Consider the following 12,787-nt stretch of genomic DNA (forward strand, 5'->3'; position numbering starts at 1 on the left):
ATGCACACTAGTGTTAGCTAAATGAGGGGCAGGTTATGGCACGCGCTGGACTGACCGCCGAACGGCTGACCCAGGCGGGGGCGGAGCTGGCCGACGAGGTCGGGTTCGATCAGGTGACCGTCTCCGAGCTCGCCCGGCGTTTCGACGTCAAGGTCGCGAGCCTGTACTCGCACGTGAGGAACTCCCGGGACCTCAAGGCCCGGATCGCCCTGCTGTCCCTGGAGGAACTCGCCGACCGGGCCGCCGACGCCCTGGCCGGGAGGGCCGGCAAGGACGCCCTGGTCTCCCTGGCGAACGTCTACCGCGACTACGCGCGCGAGCATCCCGGCCGCTACGCGGCGTCCCGGTTCAGGCTCACCCCGCAGGAGGCGGCCGCCAGCGCCGGGGGCAGGCACAGCCAGATGACGCGGGCGATCCTGCGCGGCTACGACCTGCCGGAAGCGGAGCAGACCCACGCGGTCCGGCTGCTCGGCAGCGTCTTCCACGGCTACGTCGGTCTCGAACTGGAGGGCGGGTTCAGTCACAGCGCCCCCGCCTCGCAGGAGAGCTGGACACGGATCCTGGACGCCCTCGACGCCCTGCTGCGGAACTGGCCCGCGCCCTGACACCCCCCGACTCGTCGACCGACAGGTGGAGAGCATGCACACCGAGGACAACTGGATCACCACGCCCGTCACCGCCGAGCTGGTGCGGGGCGCCCTCGACGTGGAACGCACCGAGCACGGCGTGCTGCCGCACCGGCTGCCCGCCAGGGCCCGCGCCCAGTGCGCCGACCCGCAACTGGCCATGGCCGAGGTCCAGCCGTCCGGCGTGCGCCTGGCCTTCCGCACCCGGGCCACCGCCCTCGAACTGGACGCGCTGCCCACCAAACGGAGCTACGTGGGCGCCCCGCCGCGTCCCGACGGCGTGTACGACCTGCTCGTCGACGGCCGCCCGGCCGGACAGGCGAGCATCCTGGGCGGCAACACCGTGACCGTCGACATGTCCGCCGGGACCACCGATCACGTGCCGGGTCCGCCCGGCACCCTCCGCTTCACCGGCCTGCCCGACGGTGCCAAGGACGTCGAGATCTGGCTGCCGCACAACGAGGCCACCGAACTGATCGCCCTGCGCACCGACGCCCCCGTCGAACCGGCGCGGGACCTCGGCCGCAGGGTGTGGCTGCACCACGGCAGTTCCATCAGTCACGGCTCCGACGCCGCGAGCCCCACCAGGATCTGGCCCGCCCTCGCCGCCGCCCTCGGCGGGGTGGAACTGATCAACCTGGGCCTGGCCGGAAGCGCCCTGCTCGACCCGTTCACGGCCCGCGCGCTGCGTGACACGCCCGCCGACCTGATCAGCGTCAAGATCGGCATCAACCTGGTCAACACCGACCTGATGCGCCTGCGTGCCTTCGGCCCCGCGGTCCACGGATTCCTCGACGCGATCCGCGACGGGCACCCCACCACACCCCTGCTGGTCGTCTCGCCCGTCCTGTGCCCCATGCACGAGGACACGCCCGGTCCCACCGCACCGGACCTCGGCGGCCTCGGCGAGGGGCGACTGCGGTTCGTGGCCATGGGGGACCCGGCGGAGCGCGCGAGCGGGAAACTGAGTCTGGGCGTCATACGGGACGAGCTGGAGCGGATCGTCGCGCAGCGGGCCGCCGAGGACCCGCACCTGCACTACCTCGACGGCCGTGACCTCTACGGCGAGGCGGACGCGGCCGAACTCCCGCTGCCCGACGGCCTTCACCCGGACGCCGCCACCCACCACCACATCGGCGAACGCTTCGCCGAACTGGTCTTCGGGGACAAGGGGGCCTTCGCCGAGCAGGGCGACGCCTGACGCCCGCCGACCGAGGCTCACGACCGGCACGGCACAGTGCGGCCGGCCGCCCGGGCTCACGGGGCGGCCGCGGCGCGGCCGACGCGGTGGCGTCCGCAGCCGACCCGGTCGTGGGCCGACGACCGCCCAGGCCCACCGGCGGCGCGGCCCCGCGCTAGACCGTGACCACCCGCAGCCCGGCCTCCTCGAACCGCCGCACCGTGTCCGGCCCGGCCGCCGTGTCCGTGACCAGCGTGTCCACGGACTCCGCCGCGCAGATCCGGGCGAAGGCCCGCTGCCCCAGCTTGCTGGAGTCCGCGGCGACGACCACCCGCTCGGCCCGGTCGCACAGCAGCCGGTTGATCGCGGCCTCCGCCTCGTCGTGCGCGGCAGCCCCGTGGGTGACGTCGAAGGCGACGACGCCGAGCACCGCCACGTCGACGGTGATCTGGCTCAGCACGCCGTCCGCGAGCGGCCCCACGAGCTCGTACGACTGCGGCCGGGCGACCCCGCCGGTCAGCACGATCTTGAACTGAGGGCGTACGGCCAGCTCGTTGGCGATGTTCAGAGCGTTCGTGACCACCGTCAGCGCGGGTGACCCCGACGCCAGGTCGCCGCGCACCGCCAGCGCCCGCGCCACCTCGGTCGTGGTCGTCCCGCCGGTGAGCCCCACCGCCTCGCCGGGGGCGACGAGATCCGCGACCGCCTTCGCGATGCGCTGTTTCTCGGAGGCGTGGCGGGCCGTCTTGTAGCGCAGGGGCAACTCGTACGACACCCCGTGCACGACGGCGCCGCCCCGCGTGCGCACCAGCATCTGCTGCTCGGCCAGCTGGTCGAAGTCGCGCCGGATGGTCGCCGACGACACCGCCAGCTCGGCGGCCGCCTCCTCGACGTCCAACCGGCCGTGTTCGACGAGCAGTTCCAGCAGCGCCTGCCACCGGGCGTCGCGCGACATCCGGGCCCTCCGTTCCTCGACCTCCCGGCGACCCTAGCGCACCCCTCCTCGGCCCGAATGCTTGTAAGTGCTCGAAACCTCGCTATATCTTGCAAGAACAATCACAGGGGAGGGGTTCGGCATGTCGTATGTCGAGGACGAACTCACCAGCCAGCCCGAGTGCTGGACCCGTGCGGCCGCACAGGCGCCGGAGCATCGCGGATCGCTGCCGCGACCGGGGGAGCGGGTCGCGCTGGTCGGCTGCGGGACCTCGTACTTCATGGCGCAGGCCGCCGCGGCACTGCGCGAGCAGTCGGGCCAGGGTGAGACCGACGCCTTCGCCGCGTCCGAGTTCCCCCACGGCCGCCCGTACGACCGGGTCCTCGCCCTCACCCGCTCCGGCACCACCACCGAAGTGCTGGAGCTGCTCGACGAGTTGCGCGGCCGCACCCGCACGGTCGCCCTCACCGCGGACCCCGCCACCCCCGTCATGCGGGCCGCGGACGACGTCGTCGTCCTCGACTTCGCGGACGAACGGTCCGTCGTGCAGACCCGGTTCGCGACCACCGCGCTGACCCTGCTGCGCGCCCATCTGGGCCTGCACACCGACGCGGTCGTCGCCGACGCCCGCACCGCGCTGCACACGCGGCTGCCCCAAGGGCTGGTGCGTAGCACCCAGTTCACCTTCCTCGGCCGCGGCTGGACGGTGGGACTGGCCAACGAGGCCGGGCTGAAGATGCGTGAGGCCGCCCTCGCCTGGGCCGAGGCCTATCCGGCGATGGAGTACCGGCACGGCCCCATCAGCGTCACCACCGACGGCACTGCCACCTGGATGCTCGGCGCGGCGCCGGACGGTCTGGCCGAACAGGTGCGCGACACGGGCGGGACCTGGGTGGCGGGCACACTCGACCCGCTCGCCGAGCTGGTCCGCGTCCAGCGCCTGGCCGTCGCGGTCGCCGCGGCCCGCGGCCTGGACCCCGACCGGCCGCGCCACCTCACCCGTTCGGTGATCCTCGCCCCCTGAATTCCACGGAAGGATCAACCGTGCCCCTCGTCACCACCGGCGAGCTCGTCACCCGCGCCGCCGGCACGCGCTCCGCGGTCGCCGCCTTCAACATCATCACGCTGGAGCACGTCGAGGCGGTGGTCACCGGCGCCGAGTCCCTCGGTTCACCCGTCGTCCTCCAGGTCAGCGAGAACGCCGTGAAGTTCCGCCACGGACGCCTGCTCCCGCTCGCCCGCGCAGCCGTCACGGCCGCCGAACAGGCCGCCGTGCCCGTCGCGTTGCACCTGGACCACGTACAGAGCGACGACCTGCTGCGGCAGGCGGCGGACGCCGGCTTCAGCTCCGTCATGTACGACGCGGCCCGGCTGCCGTACGCCGAGAATCTCGCCGCTACCAGAGCCGCAGCCGACCGGGCGCACGCCCAAGGGCTGTGGATCGAGGCGGAGTTGGGACGGATCGGCGGCAAGGACGGCAAGCCGCCGCTCGACGCCCACGCACCCGGCGCCCGCACCGACCCCGACGAGGCCCGTGCCTTCGTCGCGGACTCCGGCGTCGACGCGCTCGCCGTGGCCGTCGGCAGCTCCCACGCCATGACCACGCGCACCGCGACCCTCGACCACCCCCTCCTCGAGCGGCTGTCCGGCACCCTGGACGTGCCGCTCGTCCTGCACGGCTCGTCCGGAGTGCCCGACGACGAACTGGCCGCGGCCGCCGCGGCCGGCATCGCCAAGATCAACGTGGGCACCGCCCTCAACATCGCCATGACCGGCGCGATCCGCGAGTTCCTGGCCGCCCGCCCCGAGGTGGTCGACCCACGGAGGTACCTGAGCGTGGGGCGGGAGGCGATGGTGCGAGCGGTGGCGGGAGTCATCACGGCTCTCGGCTCCGGGAGCGTGACCGCTACTCCTTGACCGCCTTCAGCACCACGAACTTCGGGTCACTGGCGACCAGTCGACTGTTGCCGAACAACCGCCGCAGCTTCAGGTGGTACCCGAGATGACGGTTGCCGACCACCCACAGCTCTCCGCCCGGGCGCAGCGCGCGCCGCGCCCCGGTGAACATCCGCCACGCCGTCGCGTCCGTGGTCGCCTGGTGGGAGTGGAACGGCGGATTGTTCAGCACCAGGTCCACACTCCCGGCCGCCACACCCGCGAGCCCGTCCCCGACCCGGAACTCGGCGTGCCCCGGCACACCGTTCGCCTTGAACGTGGCCTCGGCCGAGGCCACCGCCTGGAACGACTCGTCCACGAACAGCACCTCGGTCCCGGGATCGGCCAGTGCCATCGCCGTACCGACCACGCCGTTGCCGCACCCCAGGTCCACCACCCGCTGCCCGCCACGGCTGCCGGGCAGATGCCGCAGGAAGAACCGGGTGCCGATGTCGAGCCGGTCCGAGCAGAAGACGCCCGCGTGATTGACGACCGTACGGCCCGAGACGGGCCCGATCCCGTCCGGGAGCTGGTAGCTGTACGGCCACGGGTTGGCCGCCCGTTCCACAGACGGCTCGGGCGTAGAGAAGATCAGCCGCGCCTTCCGCTCCGCGAGCGAGGTGCGGGTCGGACCGACGATCCGTTCGAACAGGCGCAGTGTCGAGGTGTGGATCTCCTTCACCATGCCGGTGCCCACGACGACCGTGCCCTCGTGCAGCGCGGGCGCCAGCCGCAGCAACTGGTCCTCCAGCAGCGCCAGGCTCTTGGGCACCCGCACCAACAGCACGTCGACGCGTCCCGGGGGCGGATCCTGCGTGGTGAGCAGCCGCACGGCACCGGGCTCGACACCGGCCCGCGCGAGGTTCGCCCGGGTCGCCTCCTGGGCCAGGTACGAATCGGTGATCTGCACCGGCCGGTGCGCCGCGAGCGCCGTGGCCAGCGCGCCCCAGCGGTCCCCGACCACCACGACCGTGCCGGACAGCGGGACGCCCCGGTCCGCGAGGTGACCGAGCAGGTACTCGTCGGAGGCGTCCCAGGCGCGCAGCCTCTCGCGCGGGTCCTCGGGGAAGCGGGACAGCGCGAGCCGGCCCCAGGGAGTCGTCATACGGTCGTTCATCGTGCGTCCAGGCTAGCCGAGCCGCAGCTCAGAGCTGTCGGGCAGGATGGAACGATGGACGCCGAGCTGTTCCCCAGGGCCCGCAGGGAGGTCGCGCCGGGCGCGGTGCACGTCCCGGACTGGCTGGAGCCCGAGCGCCGGCGCGAACTGCTCCACGCCTGCCGCGAGTGGGCCCGCCCGCCGGCCGGCCTGAGAACCGTCCGCACCCCCGGCGGCGGCACGATGACCGCCCGCCAGGTCTGCCTGGGCTGGCACTGGTACCCGTACGCCTACGCCCGCACCGTCGTCGACGGGGACGGCAGCCCGGTGAAGCCCTTCCCCGCCTGGCTGGGCGAGCTGGGACGCCGCGCGGCGAGTGAGGCGCTGGGCGTGGAACCGGCCCCCTACGACATCGCACTGATCAACTTCTACGACGGTGACGCCCGCATGGGCATGCACCGCGACAGCGACGAGGAGTCGGACGCGCCGGTGGTCTCGTTGAGCCTCGGCGACACCTGCGTCTTCCGCTTCGGCAACCCCGTGACCCGGACCAGGCCGTACACCGACGTCGAGCTGCGCAGCGGCGACCTGTTCGTGTTCGGCGGGCCGTCCCGGCTCGCCTACCACGGGGTGCCCCGGATCCACGCGGGCACCGCACCACCGGAGTTGGGACTGACCGGGAGGTTGAACATCACGCTCCGGGTGAGCGGCCGGTAGGCCGCCGGGCCTGCGGATCATGGGAGACTCGGCCTCATGAGCGGCAAGGCGGACCCCCGGCCGGCGGGGGATGGGACCACCTCGAGGGCGCGGTTGGACCGTGGGCGCGGTGCGCTCGGGCCCGCGCTGGAGCTCGTGCACACCGGACGGGCGCCGACCCGCGCCGTGCTGACCGCCGAGCTCGGCGTCACCCGGGCCACGGCCGGCGCGGTCGCCGCCGAGCTGGAGGCACTCGGGCTGATCCGGGTCGACGCCCGGCCGGGCGCGGCGGCCGGCTCGCAGGGACGGCCCTCGCACCGGCTCGCGGTCGCCGAGGACGGCCCCGTGGTTCTCGCCGCGCAGGTGCACGCCGACGGGTTCCGGGCGGCGCTGGTCGGTCTGGGCGGCCGTATCGTCGCCACCGCGCCCGGCTGCGAGACCGTGGAGGCCGACCCGTCGAAGGTCCTCGGGTCCGTCGTGGAGGCCGGTGCCGACCTGCTGCGCACGACGGGGCGGCGGTGCGTGGGCGCCGGGCTCGCGGTGCCGTCCGCGGTCGCCGAACCGGACGGACTCGCCCTGAACCCGCTGCACCTGGCGTGGCCGGTGGGCGCCCCGGTGCGCCGCATCTTCGCGGAGTGCGTGCGCGCGGCCGGGATCACCGGGCCGGCCTTCGCGGGCAACGACGTCAATCTGGTCGCGCTCGCCGAGCACCGCCACGGCGCGGGCCGCGGCGCCCGGCACCTGCTGTGCGTGGCCACCGGCCACCGGGGCGTGGGCGGTGCGCTGGTGCTCGACGGGCGGCTGCACACCGGGAGTTCGGGGCTGGCCCTGGAGGTCGGACACCTCACCGTGAACCCGGAGGGCCGCCCCTGCCACTGCGGCAGCCGAGGCTGTCTCGACGTCGAGGCCGACCCGCTCGCCTTCCTCACCGCGGCCGGGCGCGACCCGGGCCCGGAGGTCTCCCTTCTCCAGCAGGCCATCGAGCTCGTCCGCGACCACTACGACGACCCGTCCGTCCGCGCCGCCACCGAGGCGCTGATCGACCGCCTCGGCCTGGGCCTGGCCGGCCTGGTGAACATCCTCAACCCGGACCGGATCATCCTCGGCGGTCTGCACCGCACGCTGCTCGACGCCGACCCGGACCGCCTGCGCGCGGTGGTCGCCGACCGCAGCCTGTGGGGGCAGAGCGGCGGCGTGCCCATCCTGGCGTGCGCCCTGGATCACAACAGTCTGGTCGGCGCGGCCGAGTTGGCGTGGCAGCCGGTACTGGACGATCCCCTGGGCGCGCTGTCCGGGTGACGCTCACGCCTTCTCGGCGCCCCCCTCGCGACCCTCTGGGGCGTGAGCCGTCCCGGGTAGGCTCGTGACATGCGGATCTCCGTTTCCTCTGACATGGACGAGCCCGTGGCACGCGCACTCGTCGGCAGGCTGCGCGACCTCGGCCACGAGGTGGTGCCCCACGGCGCGCTGAACCCCGGCGACGACCCCCAGTGGGCCGCCTGCTCGCAGGCCGCGGCCGCCGAGGTCGCGGCCGGAACCGCCGACCAGGCCGTCGTGTGCTGCTGGACCGGCACGGGCGCGTCGATCGCCGCGAACAAGCTGCCGGGAGTACGCGCGGCCCTGTGCACGGACGCCTACACGGCCGACGGAGCCCGCCGCTGGAACGACGCCAACGTGCTGGCCCTCAGCCTCCGGCTGACCTCCGAGCCACTGCTCGGAGAGATCCTCGACGCATGGTTCGCCGCCACGGCCAGCCAGGACGCACAGGACCGCGAGAACGTGGCCCGCGTCGACCGCCTCGACGCCGGCAGAACCACGCCGTAGTTCCCCGGCCGGGTCACCACGACCCGGCGGCCGGTCGGCGGTCGGCCTGCGCGTACTGCGCCCCCCGTGGCCGAGGGACCAGTCGATCGACTCGTTCTCGGTGAGCGTGAAAGACGTTCCGCGGCTCGGTCCCCGCGTAGGCGTGGGCGAGTTCGGCGATCCGCCGGTACAGGGGCCGTTTCCGTGCGGGCGTGCGGCCGGAGCGCAGGGTGATCGCGATCGGCGTCGGCTCCCAGCGCGTCTGTCCGAACGAAGGGCACTGTGGACCCTCCTCTCACTCCGCTCGGTCTGGATCACGTTCTGCGCGGCCTGGGAACCAGCTCCCCGCCGCAGTTGGGGCAGACGTCCCGCATCGCCTCGCCGCACGGCACACAGAAGGTGCACTCGTACGAGCAGATCCGGGCCGGCGCGTCGGGCGGCAGTGCCGCCGTGACGCAGCGTTCGCAGCGCTCACGCATCTCCAGTGCCATGTCGTTCGCCTTCCTCGTCGTCGGTGGGCTCGACGGCCCGCTGTTCCCATCCTCCGGACGGCGGACCCGGCTGAAAGGCGACGTGAGGCCAATGATCGGCACGATCGGGCCTACGGCCCGGGAGTCAGGGCCAGTCCACGGCGAAGGCCCGGGCCGGGTTGTGGGTGAGCACGCGATCCACCCCTTCCTCACCCAGCTCGACGGCGAGCCGCGGCCGCACCCGCCGCAGCAGGTAGGGCATCCCGGGCCCGCCGTTGACCGAGCGCGCCCCCGCGGTCGTGGTGTCGCCGCCGAGCAGCAGCCGGTCGGCGTACCCCGCGTCGGCGAGCGCCCGTACGGCTCCCGGCATCCGCCAGTCCGTGCCGTGGTGGGCGCGCGACGGCCCGTCGAAGCCCAGGTAGCAGCCCGCCGCTGCGGCCTGCAGATGCACCACGACGTCCGGGGAGCGGTTGAGGTGGCCGAGGATCACCCGCGGTGGCGCCACCCCCAACTCGCCGCACAGCAGGTCCACCACGTCCAGGGCGCCGGTCCCGAGTTCCAGGTGGACGGCGATCGGCGCCCCCGTCGCGTGGTGGGCCTCGGCCGCCGCCCTCATGGTCCAGCGGGCGTGCGCGTCCAAGGCGTGGAAACCGCCCGCGACCTTGATGAGCCCGGCCCGCACCCCGGACGTGCCGATGCCCTCGGTCAGTTCGGCGACGAAGACCTCGGCGAGCCGGCCGCGCAACCCGGCGAGCGTCCCGTCGTCGTAGTGGACGGCCTGGTGCAGTCCGGTCGCGGCCACCACGAGCGCGCCCGTCTCCCGGGACAGCGCCGGCAGATCGGCGGCCCGGCGCCCCAGTCCGTACGGCGTCCACTGGACCACGCTGCCACCGCCGTGCGCGACGAACGCCGCCAGCTCCGCACGGGCGGCGGACGCCCGTCCGAGCTCCTGCCCCGGCAGTCGAGGGCTGCGGAAGAACAGGTGGTCGTGCGCGTCGCAGACGCCCAGGAGGTCAGGGCGTACGTCCCCGAGCACCGTACGGACCGCGCTCACCGGCGTCGCCCCCGCGGCAGCCGGTGCCGCCCGGGTGCCGACAGGTGCAGCACCTGGAACACCTCACCCTCGGCCTGGGGTGCCTCGTGTTCCCAGAGCGAGAAGTGGACCAGCTCCCAGCGGCTGGTGTCCACGGCCGCTGCCGCCAGCACCGCGCCGTCCAGCTCGGCCAGCCGCGCGGTCTCGCGCACCGCGTCGTCCCTCACCGCGGACAACTCGACGCCGTCGGGCACGGGTCGCCGGTGGCGCACAGCGACCCGGGCGGCAAAGCTCGCGCTGTCGCCCTCGTGGGCCGGAGCCGGCTCGTACGCGAGGCCCGTCCACTGGCGGACCGGCGGCCGCCCGAAGTCGTCGCTGAGCCCCTGGAAGGCGCCTCCCCAGAGGAAGCTGTTCATCCCGTCCACGGTGTTCCACAGGTAGAAGGGCGCGTACTGGTTGACCGGCGACCCGCCCACACCCCGCTCGCGCATCAGGTACGCCTTGATGCCGAGGCCCTCCCAGTCGTCGAGGAGGTGGCCGATCCGGGCGACGCGGCCGCGGACGACGTCCATGTCGTAGTCGGCGGGCAGGGTGAGTTCGTACTGCATGGCGTGCACGGGTTCTCCTCAGGCCGGTCGTCGGTCGGGCGACAGGAGTGACAGCAGCCCCCGGACGCCCGCGTCGAAAGCGGCGGGCGAACCGGACGCGCGGGCGAGGACGTACCCGCCCTGGACGGTCGCGAGGACGGCCGCGGCGATGTCCTCACCGTCCAGGAAGGGCGCGAACTGGCCCTGCTCCTTGCCCTCTTCGACGATTCCGGCGATCCGCTCGCGGATCCGGTCGAGCGCCTCGTCGACCGGTGCGCGCAGGTCCTCGCTGGCGACGATGTCCGGGTCCATCGTCAGCCGCCCGATCGGACAGCCGCGCAGCACGTCGCGCTCGCGCCGCAGATACGCCTCGATCCGCTGGTACGGCGTGCCCGGCCCGCCGAGTACTCCCTCGGCGGTAGCCGTCAACTCCTCGGCGGTGCGCCGGATCGCGGCCAGGGCGAGGTCCGGCTTCCCCTTGAAGTGGTGGTACATGCTGCCCTGCCCGGCTTCCGCGCGCTCCAGGATGGCCTTGGGGCTCGTGCCCACGTAACCGCGCTCCCACAACAGCTCGCGGGTGGACTCGATCAGGCGCTCCGAGGTGCTCATACCCGCACTGTACATACTAGTAGTTACAGAAGTCGAGACCTGGGGGCGGACCGTGTGGCGCGGCCGACGTGGCCCGTGGCGCGTGCCGGCCGAGGTCGGCCTCTCCGCCCCGGCCGGCGACTCGCCGATCGCGATGCTCGGCCGCCGCTTCGCCGCCGGGGAGATCGGCGAGGACGAGTACTGGCGCCGGTTGTCCGTCCTGGACGAGCAGTTCGGCGGCACGGGCAGGGGCGGTGCGACGTGACCACCGCGACCGCCGTCACCGGCACCCCGCCGCGCGGGCGGCGCCCGGCTCCCGGCCGGTTTTGCAGCCGAGGCGCGCGCACATCCCGGTGTCGGTTGGTCCGGTCCCGGCCGCGGGCCGTACTCCGCGGGGAGCCGGACCTCGTCGCCGCCTTCGGCGCGGTCGGGGGCTCGCCCTGAGGCGGGTTCGCCTTCGACCTCGCGATACCGCCCACGCGACGCGCGGTGGACCCCGGCGGGGCCTGCGGCTCACGCCCCGGCGGGCGGCGCGTCCGGGCGCGCCGCGGGCCGTCACCGCCGAACGACCGCCCCTGAGCGGACAGTGGTCACCGCCCGGTCAGCCTGCAACGGCCGACCGGGCGGGAGCGTGTTCGGGCCTGTGCAGGTCGACGGTGTGCGTGACCTCCACGAACCGGTGCGCGGGCTTCTCCGTGACCGCCCGGCGCTGCGGGCGCGCGGAGACCGGCTGCGTGGGCGAGGGTGTCGGCAGGGAGAACCACACGACCTTGCCGGACTCGCCGTCCGGCCGCGCGCCCCAGCTCTCGCTGACCGCGGCGACCATCGCGAGCCCACGGCCGCAGGTGGCGAGCGTCTCGGCGTCCTCGACGACCGGCAGACGTGGATCGTGGTCGCGCACCGAGACCATGAGCCGGTCGAGCAGCAGCTCGATCTCCACGGTGCACGTCTTGTCGGGCCGGGCATGGCGGTGGACGTTGGTCAGCAGCTCGGTCACGCCGAGTGCGGCCCGGTCTATGAGGGGATCCAGATGCCAGTAGCGCAACTGCGCCGATACGATTCTGCGGACCTGGCCGATCCGCGACGGCAGGGCTTGGAGCTCTACCGCGCAGTGCCTGCTTGGGTGAGTGATCACGGCTGCGACTCCCCGACATAGAGGTCCGGAAGAACACGGAGTTCGGATCGATCCAGCAGGATGCCTGTGACACGGCCGCCTGCTGTCGTGGCCGGCGGGCTGGTTCGCAGCGTTATCGCCGGTAAACCCAGAGTGACGTGGGACCAGCGTGGCCCAGGGGGCGCGGTCCCGCAACTCGCGGTGCTTCAGCCGCTACGGCCCGCGGCCCGTCGTACGGCCTCTATGAACCGGCGTGCCGCGGGCGGCCCGGGCTCGCCCGGGGCGGGGTCGTGGTCGCCCAGGGTCAGCAGGTACCGGTTTCCGTTGAGGTCGGCCAGCGCCCGGTCGTCCGCGGCGAACCACGGCTTGGAGGCACGGACCGCCTGCACCGGCGCGCTGTCGATCTCACTGCCGTAACTGGTCAGCAACTCCAGCCGGCCGTCGCTGATCCGGACCTGTCCGGCCCGGGTGAGCGAACGCAGCCGCTTCCCGATCCGCACGCCCGTGGCCGTGAACTCCGGCTCCGCCATCCCGCCCCGCCCCCTTGTGCGTGTGGGTGTCCCGGCCCGTGCTGCCCTGTGGGCCGTCGTCCTGTTCGTGTCGCGATCCAGTGTGCGCCCCCGTCCGGCACCTTCGTCCCGTCGGGCAGTCTGCCTGCCGTCGACGTCGAGCACCAGTACGCACGGCCCGCTCACCCAGAGCGCCCGGAGCACTCACGCGAATGC

16 protein-coding genes and 1 pseudogene are annotated in these 12,787 nt (G+C 73.6%); 8 read left to right on the plus strand and 9 right to left on the minus strand.

From position 1 onward, the window contains the following. The first annotated feature begins 35 nt into the window (after positions 1–35). Together AQJ84_RS07885 and AQJ84_RS07890 are read left to right on the plus strand one after the other, a co-directional pair. Positions 36–605, plus strand: coding sequence for a TetR/AcrR family transcriptional regulator (locus tag AQJ84_RS07885; protein ID WP_030045101.1), 570 nt, complete (start codon positions 36–38; stop codon positions 603–605). A 34-nt stretch (positions 606–639) separates the two neighbouring features. Continuing rightward, positions 640–1,827: a GDSL-type esterase/lipase family protein gene (locus tag AQJ84_RS07890; RefSeq protein ID WP_053190659.1), complete on the plus strand. Its 1,188-nt coding sequence runs from the start codon at positions 640–642 to the stop codon at positions 1,825–1,827. A gap of 154 nt (positions 1,828–1,981) precedes the next feature. Here the strand turns inward: AQJ84_RS07890 and AQJ84_RS07895 are convergent, their stop codons facing one another. Further along, positions 1,982–2,761, minus strand: coding sequence for a DeoR/GlpR family DNA-binding transcription regulator (locus AQJ84_RS07895; RefSeq protein ID WP_030045103.1), 780 nt, complete (start codon positions 2,759–2,761; stop codon positions 1,982–1,984). Between the two features lie 121 nt (positions 2,762–2,882). Here AQJ84_RS07895 and AQJ84_RS07900 point away from each other — a divergent pair, with 121 nt between their 5' ends. After that, on the plus strand, positions 2,883–3,764 hold the full coding sequence (locus tag AQJ84_RS07900; protein ID WP_030045104.1) for an SIS domain-containing protein: 882 nt from the start codon (positions 2,883–2,885) through the stop codon (positions 3,762–3,764). Positions 3,765–3,784: 20 nt separating this feature from the next. Beyond that, positions 3,785–4,657: a class II fructose-bisphosphate aldolase gene (locus AQJ84_RS07905; RefSeq protein WP_030045105.1), complete on the plus strand. Its 873-nt coding sequence runs from the start codon at positions 3,785–3,787 to the stop codon at positions 4,655–4,657. Here the strand turns inward: AQJ84_RS07905 and AQJ84_RS07910 are convergent. Then, positions 4,647–5,780 (minus strand): methyltransferase, encoded by a 1,134-nt coding sequence (locus AQJ84_RS07910; protein ID WP_030045106.1) that lies wholly within the window; start codon positions 5,778–5,780, stop codon positions 4,647–4,649. The two genes, AQJ84_RS07905 and AQJ84_RS07910, sit on opposite strands and share 11 nt — an antisense overlap. A 66-nt stretch (positions 5,781–5,846) precedes the next feature. Between AQJ84_RS07910 and AQJ84_RS07915 the strand changes: the two genes are divergently transcribed. The 3 genes from AQJ84_RS07915 to AQJ84_RS07925 all read left to right on the plus strand — a co-directional run bounded on the left by AQJ84_RS07915 (position 5,847) and on the right by AQJ84_RS07925 (position 8,291). Next, the gene (locus tag AQJ84_RS07915; RefSeq protein ID WP_030045107.1) at positions 5,847–6,488 is read left to right on the plus strand and encodes an alpha-ketoglutarate-dependent dioxygenase AlkB family protein; all 642 of its coding nucleotides are present in this window, start codon (positions 5,847–5,849) and stop codon (positions 6,486–6,488) included. Between the two features lie 36 nt (positions 6,489–6,524). After that, positions 6,525–7,766, plus strand: a complete 1,242-nt coding sequence (locus AQJ84_RS07920) for an ROK family protein (protein WP_030045108.1) — start codon at positions 6,525–6,527, stop codon at positions 7,764–7,766. Positions 7,767–7,835: 69 nt separating this feature from the next. Then, complete coding sequence (locus AQJ84_RS07925; protein ID WP_030045110.1) at positions 7,836–8,291, plus strand: RpiB/LacA/LacB family sugar-phosphate isomerase; 456 nt, start codon at positions 7,836–7,838, stop codon at positions 8,289–8,291. 13 nt (positions 8,292–8,304) lie between these two features. Here AQJ84_RS07925 and AQJ84_RS40645 read toward each other — a convergent pair. The 5 genes and pseudogenes from AQJ84_RS40645 to AQJ84_RS07945 form a co-directional block, all read right to left on the minus strand. Continuing rightward, a pseudogene (locus AQJ84_RS40645) lies at positions 8,305–8,511 on the minus strand (tautomerase family protein); the annotation flags it as partial. Positions 8,512–8,584: 73 nt separating this feature from the next. Next, a complete protein-coding gene (locus AQJ84_RS07930; protein WP_030045111.1) occupies positions 8,585–8,761 on the minus strand; it encodes a DUF1272 domain-containing protein in 177 nt (58 codons plus the stop codon). 124 nt (positions 8,762–8,885) lie between these two features. After that, on the minus strand, positions 8,886–9,794 hold the full coding sequence (locus AQJ84_RS07935; protein WP_053190661.1) for a phosphotriesterase family protein: 909 nt from the start codon (positions 9,792–9,794) through the stop codon (positions 8,886–8,888). After that, on the minus strand, positions 9,791–10,390 hold the full coding sequence (locus AQJ84_RS07940; RefSeq protein ID WP_053190663.1) for a DUF4865 family protein: 600 nt from the start codon (positions 10,388–10,390) through the stop codon (positions 9,791–9,793). Before AQJ84_RS07940 ends, AQJ84_RS07935 begins: the two co-directional genes overlap by 4 nt. Before the next feature lie 9 nt (positions 10,391–10,399). Further along, a complete protein-coding gene (locus tag AQJ84_RS07945) occupies positions 10,400–10,969 on the minus strand; it encodes a TetR/AcrR family transcriptional regulator (RefSeq protein ID WP_225877469.1) in 570 nt (189 codons plus the stop codon). Here AQJ84_RS07945 and AQJ84_RS07950 point away from each other — a divergent pair. Further along, positions 10,938–11,213 carry an SHOCT domain-containing protein gene (locus AQJ84_RS07950; protein WP_030045116.1) on the plus strand — a complete coding sequence of 92 codons (276 nt, stop codon included), beginning with the start codon at positions 10,938–10,940 and terminating at the stop codon, positions 11,211–11,213. The two genes, AQJ84_RS07945 and AQJ84_RS07950, sit on opposite strands and share 32 nt — an antisense overlap. 336 nt (positions 11,214–11,549) lie before the next feature. Here the strand turns inward: AQJ84_RS07950 and AQJ84_RS07955 are convergent, their stop codons facing one another. Beyond that, positions 11,550–12,083: an ATP-binding protein gene (locus tag AQJ84_RS07955; RefSeq protein ID WP_053190665.1), complete on the minus strand. Its 534-nt coding sequence runs from the start codon at positions 12,081–12,083 to the stop codon at positions 11,550–11,552. Between the two features lie 185 nt (positions 12,084–12,268). Then, positions 12,269–12,592 carry a hypothetical protein gene (locus tag AQJ84_RS07960; RefSeq protein WP_030045118.1) on the minus strand — a complete coding sequence of 108 codons (324 nt, stop codon included), beginning with the start codon at positions 12,590–12,592 and terminating at the stop codon, positions 12,269–12,271. Positions 12,593–12,787 lie beyond the last annotated feature (195 nt).

The sequence above is a fragment of the Streptomyces resistomycificus genome (genome assembly GCF_001514265.1).
In the GTDB taxonomy this organism is placed as follows: domain Bacteria; phylum Actinomycetota; class Actinomycetes; order Streptomycetales; family Streptomycetaceae; genus Streptomyces; species Streptomyces resistomycificus.

Bases quoted from the DNA above. Each gene is read 5' to 3' on its own strand.
- AQJ84_RS07885 (WP_030045101.1), top strand. From the start codon at position 36: ATGGCACGCGCTGGACTGACCGCCGAACGGCTGACCCAGGCGGGGGCG.
- AQJ84_RS07890 (WP_053190659.1), top strand. From the start codon at position 640: ATGCACACCGAGGACAACTGGATCACCACGCCCGTCACCGCCGAGCTG.
- AQJ84_RS07895 (WP_030045103.1), bottom strand. From the start codon at position 2,761: ATGTCGCGCGACGCCCGGTGGCAGGCGCTGCTGGAACTGCTCGTCGAA.
- AQJ84_RS07900 (WP_030045104.1), top strand. From the start codon at position 2,883: ATGTCGTATGTCGAGGACGAACTCACCAGCCAGCCCGAGTGCTGGACC.
- AQJ84_RS07910 (WP_030045106.1), bottom strand. From the start codon at position 5,780: ATGACGACTCCCTGGGGCCGGCTCGCGCTGTCCCGCTTCCCCGAGGAC.
- AQJ84_RS07915 (WP_030045107.1), top strand. From the start codon at position 5,847: ATGGACGCCGAGCTGTTCCCCAGGGCCCGCAGGGAGGTCGCGCCGGGC.
- AQJ84_RS07920 (WP_030045108.1), top strand. From the start codon at position 6,525: ATGAGCGGCAAGGCGGACCCCCGGCCGGCGGGGGATGGGACCACCTCG.
- AQJ84_RS07925 (WP_030045110.1), top strand. From the start codon at position 7,836: ATGCGGATCTCCGTTTCCTCTGACATGGACGAGCCCGTGGCACGCGCA.
- AQJ84_RS07930 (WP_030045111.1), bottom strand. From the start codon at position 8,761: ATGGCACTGGAGATGCGTGAGCGCTGCGAACGCTGCGTCACGGCGGCA.
- AQJ84_RS07945 (WP_225877469.1), bottom strand. From the start codon at position 10,969: ATGAGCACCTCGGAGCGCCTGATCGAGTCCACCCGCGAGCTGTTGTGG.
- AQJ84_RS07960 (WP_030045118.1), bottom strand. From the start codon at position 12,592: ATGGCGGAGCCGGAGTTCACGGCCACGGGCGTGCGGATCGGGAAGCGG.